The sequence below is a fragment of the Paradesulfitobacterium aromaticivorans genome, from assembly GCF_054657415.1.
In genome coordinates this window covers 174,020-194,718 of record NZ_BAAHYT010000010.1, presented here as the reverse complement: position 1 = coordinate 194,718, position 20,699 = coordinate 174,020, and the positions used below count along the sequence as shown (strand labels likewise).

Here is a 20,699-nt window from a genome sequence, read left to right as displayed (position 1 = left end):
AATGTTTGGGGGAATAGGGTATGTTACAAAGATTTGCGGATTTTGTCGCTTACGATGTTTTTAACCTAACTCCGCAAAGCCGGCTGGGCGGAGCGGTCGATTTCTTTATCTATGATACAATCAAGATTTTTTTGATGCTGGCGCTAATTATCTTTGCGGTATCGTTAATCAGAAGCTTTTTTCCGCCGGAGAAAACGAAAAAAATCCTTAGCCGCAAGCGCGAATTTGTGGGCAATATCTCAGCTGCTTTGCTTGGCATTGTCACGCCTTTCTGTTCGTGCTCGGCAGTGCCGGTCTTTATCGGGTTTGTGGAATCAGGGGTGCCCCTGGGTGTAACCTTTTCCTTCCTCATTTCTTCCCCGATGGTTAACGAGGTAGCCCTAGTCATGCTGTGGGGGCTGTTCGGGTGGAAGATTGCTGCCATTTACATTGCCACCGGAGTGAGTGTAGCTATTGTGGCCGGGATCGTGATTGGCAAGCTTAAATTGGAGCATTTAGTGGAGGAATATGTCTACAACATCAAAATGACGGACGCGGAACTGGCCGAGTTAAGCTGGCGCGACCGCGTTGAGTACGCTTGGAGTTATGTCATAGATATTTTGAAAAAGGTCTGGTTCTACGTCGTAATCGGGATTGCCATTGGCGGTTTTATTCATGGCTATGCTCCGGAAGACTTCTTGGTCAGATATGCGGGACGGGACAACTTGCTGGCAGTGCCATTGGCGGTCTTAATCGGAGTTCCGCTTTATTCAAACGCGGCGGGCACGATTCCCATCGTCAATGCTCTGATGGAAAAAGGCATGGCTTTGGGCACAGTTTTGGCCTTTATGATGGCGGTCACAGCTTTGAGCCTGCCGGAAATGATTATCTTGCGCAAGGTGTTAAAACCCAAGCTCATTGCGATTTTTGTGGGGATTATGGCTGTCACAATCATCATCGTAGGTTATCTGTTTAATGCGATCATGGCCTGATGTTCTTGATCAACAAACTTTAGATAAGAGTTAAAACTACACCTGAAGTAAGCTGCCTTTATCCGATGGCTAACTGCGGGAACGAGCTTTGTTTAACTTAAGGGAGATGGATGGTATGAACATTAAAATTCTGGGCTCAGGGTGTTCCTACTGTGCCAAACTAGAGCAAGTACCTGGGATGCTGTGGCAGAACTGGGTATTGCGGCGGAGATTGAAAGGTAACTCAACTACTGCTGAGGAGTTGAAGCAATGCTACAAGCGATCATACTATTTATTCTTGCTGGACTAGCAGAAATTGGTGGAGGCTACTTGGTGTGGCTATGGTTGCGTGAGGCTAAACCAGTATGGTACGGAGTGGTTGGAGGAATTGTTCTCGTGTTATATGGAATCATTCCCACCCTGCAGAAGTTTCCGAGTTTTGGAAGGGTCTATGCTGCCTACGGGGGTGTTTTTATTATCTTAGCAGTTCTATGGGGCTGGGGAATCGATAAAAAAACACCGGATGTATATGATTGGATAGGCGTTATTATCTGCATTGTAGGTGTTTCAGTTATGCTATGGGCTCCAAGGCAAGATAGGTTATTTTAATACAGCTTCAAACATGACCAAAAAGATGGTCGGAAACTATGCGTTTGTTTTTCTAATAGCAAGACCTTTGGCAATCACCGATTGCACTACAGATGAACATCAGCCACCGGCAGGATTTTTTGTCAGACATTTACACCCAGTGTTAGCCCCCGTATGTTCCTTAATATCTTCAAGGGTAGAGCAACATTGTGCCACAGCAACATGATGAAGAATTTCCTCCTCCGTAACATTGGCACAATAACAAATGGGAATAGGGGGAAGGACGTTCTTAAACCAAATCTTGTTAACCAACTGCGCTTGATAAATAGTTAGCTTACTGTCTAGGGTGTAATAAGCAACTTCACAAGTGGGAGTTCTACACAAGAAAAATTGTTCTCCTTCAATTTCAACACCGGGTTGTACTTGATGTTCGACCGTTACTTTACGTACTTTTTGTCCCACTCGGTTACAAACAGGGCAAACCGGAATTGCTTTCGATGTGGACGACAGTTCATTCATATTAGGTAAATGCTTCCTTTCATTACATAAAAATGATTTATTCCGATAACCTTTCTATGATTGGACAAATATTAATTTGCCCTTCGTTGCATTTGCTCAATAAATCTTCAAGAACACTTTTGATGTTTTGCAGGTCACGTATTTTTAACTCGATCTCCTTCAGCTTTTGGGAGGCGAATTGCCGAACTTCCCCACAACTTAAATCTTCGTTAGCGGTCAAAGTGACTAGTTTGTTTATTTCCGCAAGTGTGAACCCCAAATCCTGAGAGCGTTTTATGAACCTAATTCGCTGAAACCTGTAGTTAGGTACGGAGTCAAGAGTTTATTTAGCAATCTTTTTATTATTTTTCGCCAGGGATTATTTTATTTATAGGGGTATAATCATCATCGTGGTATCTGTAATGCGATCATGGCCTGAATCAGCGAATTAGAATGACTGGCTAGGGTTGCACAACTTGGTAATAATATTATAATATAGTAAACAGAGAGGGGAATGAGAAAGAATTTTAATTGGATAGAGGGATTAAAGTGCAAGAGCAAATTTCATTCATGAAAAGTGAGTTCTTTAAGGCTTTGGCCCATCCGACACGGATTCGCATCCTTGAACGTTTGGCCGGGGCGGAAGTCTGTGTATGCGACCTGGTGCCTGATTTGGGCTTGGAACAATCCAATGTCTCTCAGCATTTGGCTGTGCTGCGCAAGCAGAACATTATTACGGCACGCAAGGTTGGTCTGCAAGTTCTTTACAGTATTAAGCATCCCGAAGTGCTCGAGGTTTTGAAGAAGATTGAGGATATTCTTACCCGCCAGTTTCAGGAAAGCGAAGCTTTGCGCAAGCATTTATCAACTTAGAAGGAGATGGATGGTATGAACATTAAAATTTTGGGCTCAGGGTGCTCCAACTGTGCCAAACTGGAGCAAGTAACCAGGGATGCTGTGGCCGAACTGGGTATTGTGGCTGAGATTGAGAAAGTACAGGATATCCCTGGGATCATGGCTTACGGCGTAATGAGCACGCCGGCCTTGGTGGTTAACGAACAGGTTAAACTGGTCGGCAAGGTGCCTAACAGGGCCAAAGTAATCGAGATTCTTCAGGCTGAAGTAGGGCAATAATTGATTGGTGCGGCTATGGGCTCCAAGGCAAGACAGGTTATTTTAGCAAAGCTTAATTGGATCCCAAAGTATGGTTACAAACTAAGCCCAGGGCGGAGATTTTCGTTCAGGGCTTTTTGCTTTCAATATTAATGGAAGGTTAAATCTTTGCAGCCGGATATTATTCTGTTGGACATTTCTATGCCCGGCATGGGCGGGATCGAAGCCGTGGCTGAGATTAAGAAAATTGATCCGCAGGTGCGGGTTATCATGCTGACGATGCATGAAGGGGAAGAGTATTTACAACAAGCCCTGCGGGAAGGGGCCAATGGCTATGTTTTGAAAAAGGCTGCGGATGCTGAATTGCTGGAAGCGATTAGGGCGGTGGCTACGAATGGAGTATTTCTGCATCCGAATATGACGCAAGCTCTGATTAAAGCGATGCAGCAAGAGGAGAACACAGACACCTGCCGTAAGGGAATCGGTAATTTAACTGAACGGGAAAAGGAAGTCCTCAAGCTGGTGGCTTTGGGGCTGACGAATAAAGAAATTGGTGAAGAACTCGGTGTAAGCATTAAAACGGTTGAGACTCACAAGGCCAGGATCATGGAAAAGACCGGATGTGAACGCCGCTCGGCTTTGGTTCGTTATGCCAAGGAAGAAGGGTATATTTAACGGGTTATCTCTCACTTAAGAGGTGGAAGTCTTAGTGACAATTAGCTGTCGGAAAAAGTTAAGCGGAACCCAGTGCGCAAAAACCCTGATTTAAAATTCCGGGTTTTTGCTGATTTTAAAGGACAAACAAAAATGGGATAATGAAAAAGAGCACAAGGACTAATAGGTAAAGGAGAGGAGGACGATCATGGCTCAAGAGGATATTTTAGTAACCATGCAAATGCTCGAGTTGCAAGCGCCTGAAGCTAAAGCCCAGCTGAGCGACTGGAAATTCTGGCTGATTTTCGTAGTAATCGGCAGTTTAGTTTCTTTATATCTGCTGAGGAAGCCGACCCAGGCTGTTTGGGGCAGTGTCCTGGTTCTGGTAGGGATTGTGTACTACAAATACAGTCTTGTTTCTGCCGCTTTTATGGAGCCGGCCATGAAAGGATTGCCTGATTCCTTTCAGCATACCCGCTTAAGTTTAAGTTATGTCCCTTCGGCGGTTGAGTGGCTGGCGGCGGTGGTGGGCTTGCTGTCCCTGATTTTCCTTGTAATTACGCTGGTTATTCCCAAGCTCACTTCTGAGCAAATCACAACTTCAAACAAAGATTCTGCAGTGAAGGCCTAAAGCAAAGGAGGTTTGAGCATGAACGAAAACAATAAGACTGAGAACCAGGGTTGGCTGAACGGGAAAATTAGCCGCCGGGGCTTTATTGCCGGAACAGCAGCCGCCGCTGCCGGAGCCGCCTTTGTCGGGGGCAGCCCTTTGTTCCTGGATATGGCGGGACGTGTGTATGCGGCAGATGAGGACTATCCCTTAGCTAATCCGGAACTTCCCGCATCACGGATGGTTTGTCCTCCGGCAGGTTGAAATATGCCTGCATTGATCCTCGCTTTTCCAAGTTGGCATCGAAAGCATGGAAATGGTTGCCGACCAAAGCAGGAGAAGATGCGGCGATCGCGATGGGAATGATCCGCTGGATCATTGAGAACCAAAAATATGATGCCAAATATAACTATGCCTGGTTTACCCTTAACGTCTTAAACGGAAACTTGGACTATAAAGGTGGATTCATTAAAAAGTCGGATTACAGCCCTGCCGACACCAAAGAGGGACAAGTATATAAAGTCGGAAATCAGTCCGGTAAGCTGACGGAGTTTGGCGTGTCCTGCATCCGGCATAATGTCAAGTATGAAGACTCCACCATATTTAGCGGCTATCCGGCTAAACGCCCGTGGTTCCCCCTTGCCAGTGATGTTTACCAGGAGGTTATGCCTTCACTTGGAGATGCCTATCCTTACCCAGGCAAAGCCTTGTTTCTCTATATGGGGTCTCCGGTGTATACACTACCCGCAGGCGGTCCCCTGATTGACATTCTGACGGATGTCAAGAAAATTCCGCTCTTTGTTACCTTTGACATTACAATTGGGGAGACATCGGTGTTTGCGGACTATATTATTCCTGACCTCACTTATTTGGAAAGATGGGAGTTTCAAGGCGGCCATCCCAACATTCCGTACAAAACCCAGCCGATCCGCCAGCCGGCAGCCCCGCCCCTGACGGAAAACGTCAAGGTCTTTGGCGAGGAAGTACCGCTCAGCTTCGAGGCCTTCATTCTAGGGTTGGCGGAGAAAATGAAGCTGCCCGGTTTTGGACCGGACGGGTTCGAACTAGGGGTTCCGTTGACTCACCCGGATCACCTCTATTTGAAACAGGTTGCCAATGTCGCAACCGATGGCAAGCCGGTACCTGATGCCAGTGATGAGGAAGAGAAAATCTTCCTGACAGCCAGAAAGCATCTGCCCAAGTCAGTCTTTGATCCCGAACGCTGGAAAAAAGCGTGTGGCAGTGCAAACTGGCGTAAAGTTGTGTATGTCCTGATTTCGGCTTCTGATGCAGGTACAGTCTTGCATCCGCCAAGTGCCAGTACTATTGCTACCGGTACTGAAGCGATTGCGGCATCTTTCAATTTAGATGAACTAGGAGTTACGAATATCGTTGACGCTAATTTTGTGGAATCGAAAATAGGAGATCCGAATTGGGTAATTATTGATGGACGGGACAAGGCCGCGTACGAAAAAGGCCATATCCCGGGAGCAGTGAACTTTGGCAAAACGATCGTGACCACGCTTAAACATCCCATTGACGGCAGGGTTGTTCCGCCGGAACAGGCTGCCAAGCTTTTGGGAAGTGTCGGAATTTCAAACGATAAGAAGGTTATAATTTACGGCACGCAGAAAGATTACCATGTCACTGTAGAAATGTATCCGATCTACTTAGGCCTACCGGAATGGGACTATCTCAGCGGAGGGTATGAAGCTTGGGTTAAGGCCGGAAAGAAAGTGGAGACAGCACCGGTGAAGCCTACACCCGCTACCTTTACTCCTAATATTAAGAACCAGAGCCTCTATGTTTCCACAGAACAATTGGCTGCCATTGTTAAAGCCAAAGATCCTAAAGTTGTCCTCCTCGACAACCGCAGTACGGGGGAATACACTGGTGAGGTTGTCGATGGGGTCCGCGGCGGGCGCATTCCGGGAGCGATTAATTTCCCGCCTGAAGTGAACCAGGATGCTGACGGGTATTTCCTGAGCCCGGAAAAACTAACAGAACTTTATAAAGATTTACCGAAGGACAAAACGGTCATCCTCTATTGTCATCGCGGCTGCCGCACAGGGTTCAGTTTCCTGGCCTTACGCAGTCTAGGTTATAAAGATGTGCGGGTTTATGAGGACGGGTTCATTGTCTGGGGTGCTCAGTTGGATAAGCCGGTTGAAAACGAGCACTATGCTAACTTCAGAGCGCAAAATAGCACAGTCAAGGATCTGCAAAACAGGATTAAAGCGTTAGAAGATCAGCTAAAAGCTAAAAGCTAAAAGCTAAAAGTTAAAAGTTAAAAGTTAAAAGTTAAAAGTTAAAAGTTAAAAGTTAAAAGTTGACAAGTAGTACACTAGCATTGCTAATAAAGGCATCAAAAGAAGAGGGCTTCCAGCCTTCTTTTTTTGATGCACCAAAACTAATTTTAATTGTTGTACCAAAGAGTATAGCATGATACAATACGTATGAACATATATTCATACGTTCCTTTCATATGTTTCTGAGAGAGGTGATTAAATGTCATTAGAAATTAAGCCCGCAAATCAGTTACAGCAGGGCCATGAGAGCGATAATTCAGTGTGTGAGATTCTGTGTGTTCATCATGATCTCATCGAGGCGTATGCGGATAAATTAATTCGTAAGGGCAAGGCGAATGATCTTGCTGAACTTTTTAAAACTCTGGGTGATCCCACGCGCATTCGGATCATGGATGCCCTGTCTAAGTCAGAGTTTTGCGTGTGTGATTTAGCAGAGATATTGGGGTTAACTCAGTCAGCAACTTCCCATCAACTCCGGGTTCTGCGCAACAGTAAGCTTGTGAAATACCGGCGCGAGGGCAAAATGGTGTATTACTCTTTGGATGATGATCATGTCTTAGGCTTGTACAGCCAAGGGTTAGAACACATTAACGAAAAATAGAGACTGGAAAAGCCCTGAGAGGAGAAAAAGATGACAGAGAGAGGCAGTGTGCAAGCAGAAGAACGTGTGAAATACATCATCAAAGGAGAATTCTGTGCTAATTGTTCTGCTAAGATGGAACGGGCTCTTAGTGCCACGGCAGGAATAGGAGAAACAGCGATTAATTATGCGACTAAAACCGTGTTTCTACCCCCTTCGATGCTCAATCAGGCTCAGGAGATTATCGAGAACATTGAGCCGGGAGTAAAACTTGTTTCTATAGAAAGTAGAAAAGCACAAGAGGCTGGGGACAATCAGGAAGCCCAAAGGAAAGAGACTCGCCAAAGGTTGATCATCATTTTCCTGGCAGGCGTGCTATTTGCCATTGGCTTAGTATTTGACGCGCGTTGGCATAACACGTCGTTAGAAGCTTTGGAGTACCTTGTGTACCTTATGGCCTATGCTTTGGTCGGACGTGAGGTTCTGGAAAAGGCCGTGCGCAACATTATCCGTGGAGCGGTCTTTGATGAGAACTTCCTCATGGCGTTGGCAACGATTGGGGCGATTGCAATCCATGAATTGCCGGAAGCCGTGGGAGTTATGCTTTTCTACTCGGTCGGAGAGTATTTTGAAGACCGCGCAGTCAACAGTTCGCGCCGTTCAATTCAGGCGTTGCTCAATATTAGGCCGGATTATGCCAATCTCGTCCAGCAATTAGACGTAATCAAGGTTGATCCGGAAGAAGTTCAGGTCGGGCAGCAGATTTTAGTCCGCCCCGGCGAGAAGATCCCGCTGGACGGGGAAGTTGTGAGTGGCAAATCCTTTGTGGATACATCGGCTTTAACCGGTGAGTCTGTGCCGCGCAAGGTGGCAGTGGGGGATACGGTGCTCGCCGGCATGATTAATAGCTCCGGAGTTCTAACGGTAAGAGTGACCCGGGAGTTTGCCGATTCTTCTGTGCAAAAGATTCTGGACTTAGTCGAAAACGCCAGTACCCGTAAAGCTAAAACGGAAAAATTTATCACAACCTTCGCCCGCTATTACACTCCGGCAGTGGTTGTGGCCGCCCTGGGAATTGCACTCATTCCTCCTCTGTTTTTGGCCGGGGATTTTCGAGACTGGCTTTACCGGGCCATGACGATCTTAGTTATTTCGTGCCCGTGCGCTTTGGTTATCTCCGTTCCGTTGGGCTATTTTGGGGGAATCGGCGGAGCATCCCGTCACGGAATTCTTGTGAAAGGGGCCAATTTCCTGGAAGCTTTAACAGATGTCCGGACGGTGATTTTCGACAAAACAGGGACACTCACCCAAGGCGTCTTTGAAGTAGTTAAAATTGAAACGGCAGCAGGATACTCTGATGAAGACTTGCTCCGGATTGCCGCCGGTGCGGAAGCCCATTCCAGTCATCCGATAGCCAAGTCCATCCGGGAAAAGTGGGATCAAGCAATAGATAGGGCAACGATTGAAAACTATGAGGAAATAAGTGGCCGTGGAATTCGGGCGCTCCTTAACGGTCAAACTGTTTTAGCCGGGAAAAAAGATTTGTTGACTGAAAACGCGGTTGAGGTTCTTGAACTTGAAACGAATACGGAAATTGGCACTCGAGTTTATGTTGCAGTAGCCGGACAATATGCCGGATACCTTCTGATTTCTGACCGGATGAAAGCGGGAGCCAAAGAAACTGTAACTCGCTTAAATGAAGCCGGTATTACCACTGTTATGTTGACCGGTGATCATGATACTGTTGCCAAAGCTGTATCAGAACAGCTCAGTTTTAAACAGTACCATGCAGATTTATTGCCCGCAGATAAAGTGACCTGGCTCGAAAAATATATGGAAAAGTCCCAGAGGCAAGGCAAGGTTGTCTTTGTCGGGGATGGGATTAATGATGCCCCGGTTTTGACCCGGGCCGACATCGGCGTGGCCATGGGGGGACTCGGTTCAGATGCCGCGATTGAAGCGGCAGATGTTGTGCTCATGGAAGATCAACCAGGCAAGCTTCTCGGTGCAATCGACATTGCCCGTTATACGAAGAAGATTATCTGGCAAAATATTACTTTCGCGTTAGTGATTAAATTGGGCTTTATCATCTTAGGAATGTTTGGCGTGGCGAATATGTGGGAGGCTGTATTTGCGGATGTTGGGGTGGCCTTGCTTGCAATTCTTAATGCCACACGGGTAAGGAGGCATGCAATACCGAGTGAACAAGCGGGAACGAGCCGATCCCTACGAGCAAATGAATCCATGGCAAAATAGTACAATATAAGGCGTTTTTTAATTATCATCATAATGGTTCCACATACTTACGACTTTTATAATGTTCTCTTCTTTATGAATCTCATAGACTATTCTGTGCTTGATGTTAAGTCGTTTGGAAAAAAGCCCTTGATAGTCACCCACTAATTTGTTGACTGGCTTTTCTCTGGGATTTTCTCTTATCGTTTTCAGTAGCGCTTTTGTTTTATTCCAAAGTCCAGCTTGCTCTAACTTTTGTTTGTCTTTCACTGCTTGTTTAGTGAAAACTAATCTAAATCCCATCCGAGTTCCTCCGGAGTTTTACATTCTTCAATCGGGGTATTTCTGCCCCCGATCAGTTTTTCCTTCATTCCTGGTACAGAAACTAAATATAATGTCTCCTGGAGGGCCTCCCAGTCATCTGATGAAATTAAGACAAGGTCTCCTCGCCTGGTTGTTATTTGCAGTGGTTCATTAGTATCAAGTGTTTCATCAAGCAACTTATAAAGATTTTTCCTGACGTTGCTTACCGAAATTGTTTTCATATGCCTTGCCTCCTTTGGTTCTAGTATATCGTACGCTTTTCGGTACGTCAATGTGAGTAAAAACAAGGAGTATGGTTAATTTTTACCATGCTCTCAAAAATATGCTTTTCTCTTGTCAGGGTTTTCCCGGATTGTAACTTTATTAAATTTGTTCTAAGATCGGAGGGGACTTGTGCGCAGAAGATGCTCTCCGGTCTTTTTGTGTTTGAGGCGGTGCAACACTTTTTAGCTCAACCTTGTGTTTAGTGGGCTTTCCTTCTTTGCTTTTATGATGGAGGCGGTGACCGGCACCCTGCTGCTATTTTATTATGAGCCAGGGGAGAAGGCTTTTGCCTCGTTGGGTGTTATCGCTAATCTCACACCTTATGGCAACTTAATTCGTGGTTTGCACTTTTGGGCTGCCCAGATCATGGTCATCACCGTGTTGCTGCATATGGCAAGGGTGGTTTGGCATCAAGCTTATCGCCCACCGCGGGAAAAAAACTGGGTTATCGGGGTGGCACTTTTCTGTTTGACCCTGATCTTGGACTTTTCAGGCTATCTGTTGCGAGGCAGCCAGGAGAGTACGGCGGCGGCAACGGTGGCCCGGGGGTTGCTGGAGAATTTCCCGGGAGGGGATGTACTTGCGCGGATGTTCTTGGGCACGGAGTTATGGCAGGGAAGTAGCCTGGCGCTTTATGTTTGGCATGTTTTTCTGCTGGCGGGTTTTGCGTTGTTCCTGCAGATAGGGCATTTCTGGCGAGTGCGGCGGGATGGTGGGGTCCGTCCTCTCTAATTGGTTTGTGGCGGCGCAGGGGAATGGACGACAGAGGGAGGCTAGGTCGGCTTGAAAAAATTCGCGCTCTGGCGAGGAACCGGCATGTCTCTTATCCAAGAAGGCTAGGCAAAGTATTCCTGCAGTCGTTTTTGCTTCCATCCTGACGATTATTGGGGTTTTAGCCATGCGGATTAACCTCGTCGTTGGCGGGCAGAAGCTTCCGTTAACTGGGAGCAAAATTATTGAGTATACGGCTTCCGGGCGTGATATCACCATCATTTTAGGTATCGCAGCAGCTGCCGTTGTTGTTCTTGCTTTCCTCTATTCGGTATTGCCGATGAATCGTCCGGGTGTTTCCGAGCAAGAATCTATTCCAGTGTCAAAGGGGGTTGCGCAATAATATGAAAACAACACGCAGAAAGTTTCTTATCGGGGCAGCGGCTTTGGGAGCGACCGTGGCCGTAGCGCCTCTTGCTTTTGCTGAGAAAACGTCGACCGGTATTCCCAGTTGGAAGCAGGGTTCTCCTGCGGAAGATACTTTAGATATAGATCCGAGTGTCAGCTTTGTCTACTCGACTTGCCTGGGTTGCCGTAGTGACTGCAGTTTGCGCGGCAAGGTTAAGGATGGGGTTGTGATTAAATTAGATGGCAATCCTTATAGCCCGATGACTTTGGATAAGCCGATTCCGTACGAAACGGATCCGAAAGAAGCCCGGAAATTCGCCGGCAAGCTGTGTCCGCGCGGACAGGCAGGGCTGCAGATACTTTATGATCCGCTGCGGGTTCAACAGCCCTTGAAGCGTGCGGGTAAGCGCGGAGAGAACAAATGGCAGGCGATTAGCTGGGAGCAGGCTTATAAAGAAATCATCGAAGGCGGCAATTTATTTGGAGAAGGTAAGGTGGAAGGGTTAAAAGCGGTACGGGATATCAGTACTCCGATCGATCCCGAAGCGCCTGAATTAGGACCCAAAGCTAACCAGTTTGTCTTCCTGGCCGGCCGGATTGAAAACAGCCGTTCCGAACTGGTGAAGCGTTTTGTCAATAATTCCTTTGGCTCCATCAACTGGTTTGAGCATACGACAGTGTGTGAACAAAGCCACCATATTGCGACCGCTCAGACCTTTGCCGGCAAAGGGCATATGAAGCCTGATTTTGCCAACACCAAATATATTTTGAACTTTGGGGCCAACTATGGGGAAGCCAATTTCCCGATGAACGGTTTAAGCCGTAAACTGGGTAACTTTAGGGTGGCAGGCGGACGTATGGCCACGGTGGATCCACGCTTTTCTGTCAGTGCTTCCATGTCTGACGAATGGGTGCCGATCTTGCCTGGTACGGATGCCGCTCTTAAATATCTGCGCGGGGATGAAGCCGGTTTAGGTGGAACGAAGGATGACTTTGTGGTCTTGGTCGGGGGGGCAGCGACACTCGCCGCCAAAGCGGATGCCGCCGATCTTTTCGGAGAAGCCACGGTTAATGGCACAGCCTGTAAGACCGTGTTGCAGCTTTATGCCGAGCGCGCCAAGGAAAAAACCTTGGATGAGTATGCCAAGATCTGTGCTATCCCAAAAGAGCAAATCATTCGGGTCGCTGATCAGTTTAGTTCATATGGTAAGCGGGCGGTGGCGGATTTCTATCGTGGTCCGGTCCAGCATACTAATGGCTTCCAAGCGGGGAGGGCCATTTGCATCCTCAACCTCCTGGTGGGAAATGTCGATCATATGGGCGGTTATCAAAGTGGCAACAGTTCTTTAAGCTATATGGGTGACAAAAATGGCAAATACCAGGTTGCCAAGCTGTTTCCCGGCAAAGTCGATCCCAAGGGGGTTCGTATCTCCCGCGAAAAGGCCAAATATGAAGACAGCACAGAATTTAAGAAAAACGGTTATCCGGCTAAACGCCCGTGGTTCCCGCTTACCGGCGATGTCTATCAGGAAGTGGTGGCCGGCGTCTTGGATGGCTATCCCTATCCGGCGAAAATCCTGTGGCTGCACATGGGGACTCCCGCTTACGCCATCCCCGGAGTGAAAGATAAAGTCATCGAAGGCCTGAAGGATACGAAGAAGGTTCCGCTCTTTATCTCGACCGATATTGTCATTGGGGATACGTCCATGTATGCCGATTATATTCTCCCGGATGTTACCTATATGGAGCAATGGAATGCCTTAGGTGCACCTCCCACCATTCTGGGTTTGATTGCGGATGTGCGTCAGCCGATGACCCATGTCTTACCCCAGGCCAAGTCTGTCGAAAACATGTTCATTGATCTGGCCAAGAAGATGGATTTGCCAGGGTTTGGTGACAATGGTTTTGGTGCCGGGATGCCATTAAATAAGGAAGAAGATTGGTATTTGAAACTGGTCGCCAATTACGCTAGCCAATACGGTAAGATTCCGGGAACAACAGAACAGGAACAAGTCAAATATATTTTGGATCGCGGTGGAGTTTTCTCAGCCTCCGGTGCCTATGATGGCAATTTGATGAAGAACAAAGTGGGGAATCTGTGCACGATCTATGCCGAAAAAGTTGCGACGACCAAAGATGCCATGACCGGTAAGAATTTTGATGGGATTCCCTTGTATAAACCAGTCATGAATGCCAAAGACGAAGTCATTAAAGATGATGCCTATCCGTTTGTCGCTACGACTTATAAGCAGGCCTTCCAGACTCACAGCCGCACGATCGGGTGTCCTTGGCTTACAGAAATTCAACCCGAGAATTTCGTGGAGATGAATAATGAGGACGGAGTTAAACTCGGCCTTAAGGACGGCGATATGGTCAAGCTGACTGGTGCAACAAATAAAAATGGCGTGACCGGGCGTCTACGCCTGCGCCCTGGGATCAGACCCGGTGTGGTCACCGCCAGCGTCGGCTATGGGCACTGGCATTACGGCTCAGCTGACACCGTCATTGACGGGAAAGCAATACCTGGGGATAAAACGCGTGGCAAAGGGGTTAATATTAACTATGCCATGCGGGTCGATGACTCCATTGGCAATGTCTGCTTGGAAGATAAAATCGGCGGCAGTTGCTCTTTCTATGATTCCAAAGTGAAAGTGGAAAAAGCCTAGGTTTGAATCTTTTACCACCTCGATTAAGGTAGTGCGGTATTTGAGCTCTTGAATAATCTGGAGAGGAAGGCGGAGACGCCCTTCTATCGTGGCCTGGCCCGCTTGCTGCGGGCATTCCTGGAAGAAGAAAAAACATCTTTAACCTGATTATGATTTTTATTCATTGATGCTGCCGCAGGAGGCATGAGGGTCTAACTAGAAGTTGTGGTGGGGTTCTTGTTCGAGCAAGCGAATGGGAATCCCGTTTTAGCTGGATAGGCCGGTTTGATAAGAATCCCGTGTGCAACGATTGTTATAGTTAGGTTGCAGTGGCTGTATTTGATCCGCAAAAGAGATTATATTAATTATGGAGGGGATTTAATGTGCACAATCAAATTCTAGGGATGAAGAGTGATTTCTAAGCCCGGACCGACATTGCCCAGGGTCGCAGCGACTGCACTCATGGCTTCGAAGGGTTCTAAGCCTGTGGCTGCCAGAATTAGTGTGGCCACGGCAAAAATCAGGATGAACAGGAAGAAGAAAATGAGCACAGAGTGCAGGACAGTCGGTTCGATTGCTTTGTGGCTATACTTAATATTGACAACAAGCTTGGGATGAATCGCCTTTTTTAGTTCAGCCCAGCCCACTTGAAAGAGAATGATGATGCGCGAAACTTTCATGCCTCCTGCCGTGGAACCGGCACTGCCCCCGATGAACATGAGCAGGAATAAAATCAGCTTCGATAAGGAAGGCCATTTGTCAAAATCAGCCGAGGCAAATCCGGTTATGGTCGTGATCGAAGACACCTGAAATAGAGCTGCCCGTAGAGCAGAGACGATATTTTCCCCTTGGCAACGATGATGGTCTTTATCAATGACTTTGACCGCGATCCCGGCGTTTTCCAGGAGAACCGCTAAATGACGACCGATGCGTGTACCCTGCCGGAGAATGCCTGCAATCAGAATTTGCGGCGGAAGCTGCAGGTGAACCAGAGGAATATTGATGAGCGAGGATTCCGCATGAATTTTCACTTCTAACATACGCACTTTGCCTTCAGCAAAATCTTCCACATCAAGAGCAGCCGGTGTCAGGAGAATGCGGCTGATTTCAATGGCTGTAACCATTTCCGGATTAATCATGAGGTCAATCCGTAAGGAAGTATTGAGCTGGGACTGGGCTTCCCCGGCATAATCCTGATTGCGTACGCGCGCAATGGTGCGGCGAATTCCGGCTTGCTTGGCAGCCATGCAGGCGATCATGTTAACTTCGTCACTATCAGTGGCAGCTACCAGTAAATCGGCGTTCCTGATTCCGGGTTCAGAGAGCAGGCTCATGCTGGCCCCGTTGCCGGCCAAAGTCATGACATCGAGTTTTGGATATAGGTATTAGCAATTGAGATATGTAAAGGGGAGGGATCAAAGTTTGAAAGAAAATAAAGAATAGGACTGAGAAACATATATTCCTCAGTCCTTCAGATTTTACGTATTCTACAGGCGGGGGATGAAAAAGGCTGCTTTAATGTTTTTCAGGCTCAGGATACTCAACGCCAAATGTTTCGACCGTAACTTTTTTCATCTTCTGGTCTTCGAGCGGCTTATCCATATGGTTGCGCTTGGCGCTGACAATCTTGTCCACACCTTCGATGCCCTCGATCACTTTGCCAAAAGCAGCATATTCCCTGTCCAGATGAGGAGACGTGGCTGTCATAAGAAAGAATTGAGAACCGGCAGAGTTAGGGTCGCGGGTGCGGGCCATGGAAAGAACCCCACGGTCATGTTTTAAATCATTAGGGAAGCCGTTGCTTCGAAATTCCCCTTTGATAGAGTACCCAGGGCCGCCCATACCGCTGCCCTGCGGGTCTCCTCCCTGAATCATAAAACCCGGAATAACCCGGTGGAAAATAACCCCATCATAAAAACCTTTTTTGACCAAAGAAATAAAGTTATTGACCGTATTCGGAGCAATCTGCGGATAAAGTTCAACTTTGATCATATCCCCGTTTTCCATCTCAATGGTCACGAACGGATTTTTATTGGCGCTAGCCTCTTGGTTCGGTGTTTCTCCTGTAGTCACGGAAATCCTCCTTTGGCACTACTATGAGTTCCCTTTTTAGTAGTATTTAAGTATTGGAGAAATTTTATCCTATTTTGTGCGTGAATACAAGAGTGAAAGTACTATAGACCTTTTGTTTGCTTCACTTTACGGGCTGGGGACCGGGCTTGCCAGGCTGCGGATTGGGGGCAAAGATTTTACCGCTGAAGGCACCGGCTGCGGTACGGGCAAAGGTGATGATCCAAAGGAAAGCCAGCAGAAAAGCAAGAAAGATAGAGTAACCGTAAGCTATGCCAGAACCGAAATAAGCGGAAAGCTTAAGGCTGGCCATGGTGTAAGCGGACAGGGGGAAGATAAAAGCCCACCATGAGAGGGAAAAAGGGATTTCCCCATGTTTAAGGTTGTTCCAGGTAATCACCAGGGCTATTCCCAGCGTCCAGATGCCCATGCCCCAGAGAATTGCTGCCAGGAGATAGGCTGTATCAATGGAAGACATGAGTCCCACGGCTTTGGCGGAATCGGCCAAACCCATCAGGGTGATTGCGCCGACTCCGACAGGACCCAAAGTGATCCAAAAGGTAGGGGTCATCGCCGCTGGGGGCAGGGGGTGAACGGCTAAACGGTTGAAGATAATCCCGCCGATAAAGAGGAAGAGAAAGAAGCCAACCCCGAAGAAACTTAAACTAATGAGCAGAACCGTTTTAGCTGCAGCGATATTGTTTGCTTTCAGCATTTGAACTAAGGGATTTCCGATCAAGGGAACGGCGATGCTGGCTACGGGTGAAATCAGCCAGGCGAAATTCATCATTTGCGGGGGAGTCTGTTCTGTGCGCATCATGTTATACCCTGCATACACGCCGAGAATAAGGGCTCCGGTAATACCAATCAGCCAGGATACAAGAGAAACGGAATAGACAAGGGATTGCCCCAGAAATTTAGTTCCCATGAGGGAGGCGTTGGTGCCAACAATCATCGCACCTACCGGCATGGTGACAAAAAAGTTGCTCATCACCGGGTGCTGCAGATCCTGCTTTAGGATTTCGAAGTGCAGGAACCAGCGGGCCACCCATGGAACTAAAAAGAGGAAAAACATAAGTGCGTTAAGCCAAGCAACAGCGATGCCCAGAATGTGTCCAAAAGACCAATGGTTTCCTAACATGTACAAGACGTTGGCGAAGCCCCCTGTTCCCATGATAGCCGCGAACCAGGCCGGGGAAAAGTGCTTTATAAGGTTACCCTGTGCCATGATTTTACCCCCTCTAAATATTACTGTATTATCATATTATCTAAACGTAATATGCCCCTCGCCCATAGTATATACCCCGGAGTGGTATTGTTCAAGAGATAATATTCGTGACATAATAGCTTTTGTGACATTGTCTAAAACCCCTCTAAGCACTTATAATAGTAAATAGATCAGATTTATCTAGATTCAGTGCGTCTTAGCGGTGTCAGAGAATGTCTCAAAATCTAAAAGGGATCGAGGGGACTGAAAAATGCAGAACCAAATTCTAGTCATGAAGAGTGATTTTTTTAAGGCCTTGGCCCATCCAACCAGAGTGCGGATACTAGAACTGCTCGCACAAGGTGAGGAGGTCTGTGTGTGCGATATAATTACTGACTTAGGTCTTGAACAATCAAATGTTTCTCAACATTTAGCCATTCTGCGCAAGCAAAATATAATTACTTCAAATAAAGTTGGACTTAAAGTGCTTTACCGTATTAAACACCCCGAGGTTCTAGAAATTTTTAAGTTAGCTCAGGCAGTTCTTGCCCAACAGCTTAAGGAAGGTCAGGCTTTAATGCGTCATCTTGCAGATAATTAGGTGGTTTGGCGTAGTATTTGAGTCAGCCTATTTTTTAGCAATTAGCAATTATTTTCTAGCCCAAAGCAGGAATTATTGAGATAAAAGTCGAAAAAAATCTATGTTAGAATCTTCTGCATTAACTACCAGCTATTAAGAAACTAAAATCACCGCGAAGTGCCAGTTAACCGGCAAGGGGTGAAGCAACGTGCACATCATTGAAGGCAGTACTGACGTCGGAAAGTACCACAGTGAGCATCACTTGCGCACGATTTTCGAATCGGCCGCGATTGGGATTGTGCTTGTAGATTTAGAAGGAAGGTATTTGGAGACCAACCGGGCATTACAGGAGATGCTCGGGTATTCGGAAGAAGAACTTCGGGGAAAGAGTATTCTCGACGTCACGCACCCGGAAGATGCAGAAATTGAATTAGCTCCGCTCCAAGCGCTGGCTGCGGGTAAAATAGAACATTTTCAGATGGAGAAGCGTTATTACCACAAGGACGGGAGCCTTCTATGGGCGCGCCTGACAGTTTCGCTTGGCAGGAACCAGGAAGGCGAGCCTCAGTATATGATTGAGATGATCAAAAATATCTCCCGGCGTAAACAAATGGAAGAGGAACTCAGAGAGAGTGAAAAAAGGTTCCGCACCATTTTTGAGTCAGTAGCTGTGGGAATGGTGCGCGTTGATTTGCAAGGCAAGGTCATGGACAGCAATATTGCGTTGCAGGAAATGCTGGGTTATTCCGGGGAAGAACTAAGAGGTTTTACCTTCCAAAGATTAACGCATGAAGATGACCTCATTGAAGAACTGCCGCTGTTTCATGAACTTATTACGGAGAAACGAAAGTACTATCAGATCGAGAAGAGATACGTGCGTAAAGATCAAAGTATGGTGTGGGTAAAGCTTACCGCTTCCTTTGTGGCCGGTTCCAACTCGGATAATCATTTTTGTGCAGGGATAGTAGAAAATATTACTGAACGCAAAAAGATGGAAGAAGAGCTCTTAAACAGGCGCAAGCTTGATTCGCTCGGGGTATTGGCGGGTGGAATTGCTCACGATTTTAATAACATTCTCACTGTTATCTTAGGCAATATCTCCTTAGCCAAAACGCATCTTAAGCCAGAGGATAAGTTGTATGATAAGCTTGTGGAAGCAGAAAAGGCATCCCTCCAGGCTAAAGATCTGACCAGGCAGCTTCTCACTTTTGCCAAAGGAGGAGCACCTATTCTTAAAGCTGCGTCCATCGCAGGACTTATTGAAGACTCAGTGGGTTTTGCCCTGCGGGGCTCGAATATCATCTGCGAATTAAAGATAGCGGAAGATTTGCCCCCGGTGGAAATTGATGAAGGGCAAATCAGCCAAGTCTTGAATAATATCATGATTAACGCTGTGCAGGCAATGCCGGACGGCGGTAAAATCAGCCTGGAAACGAGGTGTGTTGAGAGCCGCGGTGAGCCCGCTCTTCCTTTACGGCCGGTTAAATATATAGAGATTGCCATTGGCGATCAAGGGTATGGAATCCCGGCCAAGAACTTAGAGAAAATTTTCGATCCCTATTTTACGACCAAAGCTGAAGGAAGCGGTCTCGGGCTTGCAACCGCTTATTCGATTGTAAAAAAACATAAAGGCTGGATTAAGGTTGATTCTAAAGTAGGAATCGGTACGAAGTTTACTATTTACTTGCCGGTATCTACGCACAAATATCGCGAAGCTCAGCAGGTGGAAGAAGTGCCGATAACCGGACAGGGCAGGATTCTCGTTATGGATGATGATGCCGGAATTTGCAAGGTTATCGGAACCATGCTCAGGCAATTTGGGTATGAAGCGGATTTTGTCAAAGACGGGGAAGAGATGATAGAGCTCTATCTCAAGGCCAGGAGGGAAGGAACGCCTTTTGCGGCGTTGATCCTGGATTTAACAATTCCCGGCGGGGTTGGGGGCAAAGAGGCTTTACGACGGCTTGTGCAATATGACTCAAATGCTAAAGCTATAGCTTCCAGCGGCTATTCCAATGATCCGGTGATGGTTAATTATCAGGCTTACGGCTTTAAGGGGGTTATTGCCAAGCCTTTCAAAGCAGGTGAATTGAGTAAGGTGCTGGCGGAAGTACTTAAGGTGTAGTAAAACCGTAGTTAGCTAAAATCTTCTGCCCCAGCGTGGAGAGAGCAAAGTCCTCAAATTTACGGGCAGCGTCCGCATGAGCGCTTCTCTTAACGACTGCTATCGGATAAACTACCGGGGCGTGGCTCGCAGGCGGGGCGACAGCGATTATTTTAACCCCTTTATTGCTGAGGGCGTCAGTCTGATACACAAGACCTGCTTCGGCATTGCCGGTGGCGACCATGGTCAGGGCTTGGCGTACATCTTCAGCAAGTACCAGCTTGCCCTGGAGTTTATCATAAATATGATAATATTCAAGTACTTGTTTGCCATATTGTCCTGCGGGAACTGTCTTAGGATTGCCAAGGGCAATTTTTTTGGCTTTTGGGAGCAAATCTTCAAACCCGTGCACGGTCGTGGCGGCGTTAGCCGGGGTTATCAGAACTACGCTATTGCCGACTAAAGGTTTAACTGAATCTTCGAAGACTAAACTTTGCGTCATCTGCTGTTCTCCGGCCGAGATAAAGAGATCAACCGGGGATCCGTGTTCGATCTGCTGCTCAAGGACTCCGGATGCGCCGTAGTTGAACTGAACATCTAGCTCAGGGTTAGTTTTAATAAACTCTTGTTTGAGCTCGGCTAAAGCGTCAGAGAGGCTAATAGCGGCGGCCACAGTTAAACGGGTAGCTTTGACATCTGTAGGAGTGCAGCCGGAGCTTAGCAGCAATAAGATGGGGACAAGGAAGAATGACATTATTTTGCGGCGGTTTAAAATTTTCATTGTAATTTTCCTTTCGCTTAAAACACGAATTAGAGGTAAACGCCTACATAAAATGGGCTCAACATGCA

At 47.0% G+C, this 20,699-nt stretch carries 22 protein-coding genes and 1 pseudogene; 15 read left to right on the top strand and 8 right to left on the bottom strand.

Annotated elements, in window-relative coordinates:
* The first annotated feature begins 20 nt into the window (after window positions 1-20).
* On the top strand, window positions 21-971 hold the full coding sequence (locus tag ACYQ2N_RS06275) for a permease (protein ID WP_459998237.1): 951 nt from the start codon (window positions 21-23) through the stop codon (window positions 969-971).
* 249 nt (window positions 972-1,220) lie between these two features.
* Entirely contained in the window at window positions 1,221-1,559 is a 339-nt protein-coding gene (locus ACYQ2N_RS06270) for a YnfA family protein (RefSeq protein ID WP_459998235.1), read from the top strand.
* Window positions 1,560-1,658: 99 nt separating this feature from the next.
* Here the strand turns inward: ACYQ2N_RS06270 and ACYQ2N_RS06265 are convergent, their stop codons facing one another.
* On the bottom strand, window positions 1,659-2,057 hold the full coding sequence (locus tag ACYQ2N_RS06265) for a (2Fe-2S)-binding protein (RefSeq protein WP_459998233.1): 399 nt from the start codon (window positions 2,055-2,057) through the stop codon (window positions 1,659-1,661).
* Between the two features lie 37 nt (window positions 2,058-2,094).
* Window positions 2,095-2,343, bottom strand: a complete 249-nt coding sequence (locus ACYQ2N_RS06260; RefSeq protein WP_460000481.1) for a MerR family DNA-binding protein — start codon at window positions 2,341-2,343, stop codon at window positions 2,095-2,097.
* A 242-nt stretch (window positions 2,344-2,585) separates the two neighbouring features.
* On the opposite strand from ACYQ2N_RS06260, the gene ACYQ2N_RS06255 reads away from it, so the two are divergent.
* From ACYQ2N_RS06255 to ACYQ2N_RS06220, 8 genes are all read left to right on the top strand, one after another.
* Window positions 2,586-2,909 (top strand): ArsR/SmtB family transcription factor, encoded by a 324-nt coding sequence (locus ACYQ2N_RS06255; RefSeq protein WP_459998231.1) that lies wholly within the window; start codon window positions 2,586-2,588, stop codon window positions 2,907-2,909.
* 15 nt (window positions 2,910-2,924) lie between these two features.
* Entirely contained in the window at window positions 2,925-3,170 is a 246-nt protein-coding gene (locus ACYQ2N_RS06250) for a thioredoxin family protein (protein ID WP_459998230.1), read from the top strand.
* Between the two features lie 147 nt (window positions 3,171-3,317).
* On the top strand, window positions 3,318-3,824 hold the full coding sequence (locus ACYQ2N_RS06245; RefSeq protein ID WP_459998229.1) for a response regulator: 507 nt from the start codon (window positions 3,318-3,320) through the stop codon (window positions 3,822-3,824).
* A 187-nt stretch (window positions 3,825-4,011) separates the two neighbouring features.
* Entirely contained in the window at window positions 4,012-4,434 is a 423-nt protein-coding gene (locus ACYQ2N_RS06240) for a hypothetical protein (protein WP_459998228.1), read from the top strand.
* Between the two features lie 18 nt (window positions 4,435-4,452).
* Complete coding sequence (locus tag ACYQ2N_RS06235) at window positions 4,453-4,677, top strand: twin-arginine translocation signal domain-containing protein (RefSeq protein ID WP_459998227.1); 225 nt, start codon at window positions 4,453-4,455, stop codon at window positions 4,675-4,677.
* The gene (locus ACYQ2N_RS06230) at window positions 4,659-6,683 is read left to right on the top strand and encodes a rhodanese-like domain-containing protein (protein WP_459998226.1); all 2,025 of its coding nucleotides are present in this window, start codon (window positions 4,659-4,661) and stop codon (window positions 6,681-6,683) included. Before ACYQ2N_RS06235 ends, ACYQ2N_RS06230 begins: the two co-directional genes overlap by 19 nt.
* A gap of 238 nt (window positions 6,684-6,921) precedes the next feature.
* On the top strand, window positions 6,922-7,323 hold the full coding sequence (locus ACYQ2N_RS06225) for an ArsR/SmtB family transcription factor (RefSeq protein ID WP_459998225.1): 402 nt from the start codon (window positions 6,922-6,924) through the stop codon (window positions 7,321-7,323).
* A gap of 30 nt (window positions 7,324-7,353) precedes the next feature.
* Window positions 7,354-9,558, top strand: a complete 2,205-nt coding sequence (locus tag ACYQ2N_RS06220; RefSeq protein ID WP_459998223.1) for a heavy metal translocating P-type ATPase — start codon at window positions 7,354-7,356, stop codon at window positions 9,556-9,558.
* A gap of 18 nt (window positions 9,559-9,576) precedes the next feature.
* Here the strand turns inward: ACYQ2N_RS06220 and ACYQ2N_RS06215 are convergent, their stop codons facing one another.
* Both ACYQ2N_RS06215 and ACYQ2N_RS06210 read right to left on the bottom strand, forming a co-directional pair.
* Window positions 9,577-9,840 (bottom strand): Txe/YoeB family addiction module toxin, encoded by a 264-nt coding sequence (locus ACYQ2N_RS06215; protein ID WP_459998221.1) that lies wholly within the window; start codon window positions 9,838-9,840, stop codon window positions 9,577-9,579.
* Complete coding sequence (locus ACYQ2N_RS06210; protein WP_459998220.1) at window positions 9,825-10,082, bottom strand: type II toxin-antitoxin system Phd/YefM family antitoxin; 258 nt, start codon at window positions 10,080-10,082, stop codon at window positions 9,825-9,827. The genes ACYQ2N_RS06215 and ACYQ2N_RS06210 overlap by 16 nt, the downstream gene beginning before the upstream one ends.
* A 280-nt stretch (window positions 10,083-10,362) precedes the next feature.
* On the opposite strand from ACYQ2N_RS06210, the gene ACYQ2N_RS06205 reads away from it, so the two are divergent.
* The 3 genes from ACYQ2N_RS06205 (at window position 10,363) to ACYQ2N_RS06195 (ending at window position 13,910) form a co-directional block, all read left to right on the top strand.
* On the top strand, window positions 10,363-10,857 hold the full coding sequence (locus ACYQ2N_RS06205; protein ID WP_459998219.1) for a cytochrome b N-terminal domain-containing protein: 495 nt from the start codon (window positions 10,363-10,365) through the stop codon (window positions 10,855-10,857).
* A gap of 166 nt (window positions 10,858-11,023) precedes the next feature.
* The gene (locus tag ACYQ2N_RS06200) at window positions 11,024-11,239 is read left to right on the top strand and encodes a hypothetical protein (protein ID WP_459998217.1); all 216 of its coding nucleotides are present in this window, start codon (window positions 11,024-11,026) and stop codon (window positions 11,237-11,239) included.
* Window position 11,240: 1 nt separating this feature from the next.
* The gene (locus ACYQ2N_RS06195) at window positions 11,241-13,910 is read left to right on the top strand and encodes a molybdopterin-dependent oxidoreductase (RefSeq protein WP_459998215.1); all 2,670 of its coding nucleotides are present in this window, start codon (window positions 11,241-11,243) and stop codon (window positions 13,908-13,910) included.
* Window positions 13,911-14,311: 401 nt separating this feature from the next.
* On the opposite strand, the pseudogene ACYQ2N_RS06190 reads toward ACYQ2N_RS06195, so the two are convergent.
* The 3 genes and pseudogenes from ACYQ2N_RS06190 to ACYQ2N_RS06180 form a co-directional block, all read right to left on the bottom strand.
* Window positions 14,312-15,259, bottom strand: a pseudogene (locus ACYQ2N_RS06190) (potassium transporter TrkG); the annotation flags it as partial.
* 145 nt (window positions 15,260-15,404) lie between these two features.
* Window positions 15,405-15,962 carry a peptidylprolyl isomerase gene (locus ACYQ2N_RS06185; protein ID WP_459998214.1) on the bottom strand — a complete coding sequence of 186 codons (558 nt, stop codon included), beginning with the start codon at window positions 15,960-15,962 and terminating at the stop codon, window positions 15,405-15,407.
* A 121-nt stretch (window positions 15,963-16,083) separates the two neighbouring features.
* Window positions 16,084-17,187: a TDT family transporter gene (locus ACYQ2N_RS06180; protein WP_459998212.1), complete on the bottom strand. Its 1,104-nt coding sequence runs from the start codon at window positions 17,185-17,187 to the stop codon at window positions 16,084-16,086.
* A 250-nt stretch (window positions 17,188-17,437) separates the two neighbouring features.
* Between ACYQ2N_RS06180 and ACYQ2N_RS06175 the strand changes: the two genes are divergently transcribed.
* A complete protein-coding gene (locus tag ACYQ2N_RS06175) occupies window positions 17,438-17,767 on the top strand; it encodes an ArsR/SmtB family transcription factor (protein WP_459998210.1) in 330 nt (109 codons plus the stop codon).
* Window positions 17,768-17,954: 187 nt separating this feature from the next.
* A complete protein-coding gene (locus tag ACYQ2N_RS06170) occupies window positions 17,955-19,871 on the top strand; it encodes a hybrid sensor histidine kinase/response regulator (RefSeq protein ID WP_459998208.1) in 1,917 nt (638 codons plus the stop codon).
* On the opposite strand, the gene modA is transcribed toward ACYQ2N_RS06170, so the two are convergent.
* Window positions 19,861-20,631: a molybdate ABC transporter substrate-binding protein gene (modA, locus tag ACYQ2N_RS06165; RefSeq protein ID WP_459998207.1), complete on the bottom strand. Its 771-nt coding sequence runs from the start codon at window positions 20,629-20,631 to the stop codon at window positions 19,861-19,863. The two genes, ACYQ2N_RS06170 and modA, sit on opposite strands and share 11 nt — an antisense overlap.
* Window positions 20,632-20,699 lie beyond the last annotated feature (68 nt).

Bases quoted from the DNA above. Each gene is read 5' to 3' on its own strand.
- ACYQ2N_RS06275 (WP_459998237.1), top strand. From the start codon at position 21: ATGTTACAAAGATTTGCGGATTTTGTCGCTTACGATGTTTTTAACCTA.
- ACYQ2N_RS06270 (WP_459998235.1), top strand. From the start codon at position 1,221: ATGCTACAAGCGATCATACTATTTATTCTTGCTGGACTAGCAGAAATT.
- ACYQ2N_RS06265 (WP_459998233.1), bottom strand. From the start codon at position 2,057: ATGAATGAACTGTCGTCCACATCGAAAGCAATTCCGGTTTGCCCTGTT.
- ACYQ2N_RS06250 (WP_459998230.1), top strand. From the start codon at position 2,925: ATGAACATTAAAATTTTGGGCTCAGGGTGCTCCAACTGTGCCAAACTG.
- ACYQ2N_RS06240 (WP_459998228.1), top strand. From the start codon at position 4,012: ATGGCTCAAGAGGATATTTTAGTAACCATGCAAATGCTCGAGTTGCAA.
- ACYQ2N_RS06235 (WP_459998227.1), top strand. From the start codon at position 4,453: ATGAACGAAAACAATAAGACTGAGAACCAGGGTTGGCTGAACGGGAAA.
- ACYQ2N_RS06225 (WP_459998225.1), top strand. From the start codon at position 6,922: ATGTCATTAGAAATTAAGCCCGCAAATCAGTTACAGCAGGGCCATGAG.
- ACYQ2N_RS06220 (WP_459998223.1), top strand. From the start codon at position 7,354: ATGACAGAGAGAGGCAGTGTGCAAGCAGAAGAACGTGTGAAATACATC.
- ACYQ2N_RS06215 (WP_459998221.1), bottom strand. From the start codon at position 9,840: ATGGGATTTAGATTAGTTTTCACTAAACAAGCAGTGAAAGACAAACAA.
- ACYQ2N_RS06210 (WP_459998220.1), bottom strand. From the start codon at position 10,082: ATGAAAACAATTTCGGTAAGCAACGTCAGGAAAAATCTTTATAAGTTG.
- ACYQ2N_RS06200 (WP_459998217.1), top strand. From the start codon at position 11,024: ATGCGGATTAACCTCGTCGTTGGCGGGCAGAAGCTTCCGTTAACTGGG.
- ACYQ2N_RS06195 (WP_459998215.1), top strand. From the start codon at position 11,241: ATGAAAACAACACGCAGAAAGTTTCTTATCGGGGCAGCGGCTTTGGGA.
- ACYQ2N_RS06180 (WP_459998212.1), bottom strand. From the start codon at position 17,187: ATGGCACAGGGTAACCTTATAAAGCACTTTTCCCCGGCCTGGTTCGCG.
- ACYQ2N_RS06175 (WP_459998210.1), top strand. From the start codon at position 17,438: ATGCAGAACCAAATTCTAGTCATGAAGAGTGATTTTTTTAAGGCCTTG.
- modA (WP_459998207.1), bottom strand. From the start codon at position 20,631: ATGAAAATTTTAAACCGCCGCAAAATAATGTCATTCTTCCTTGTCCCC.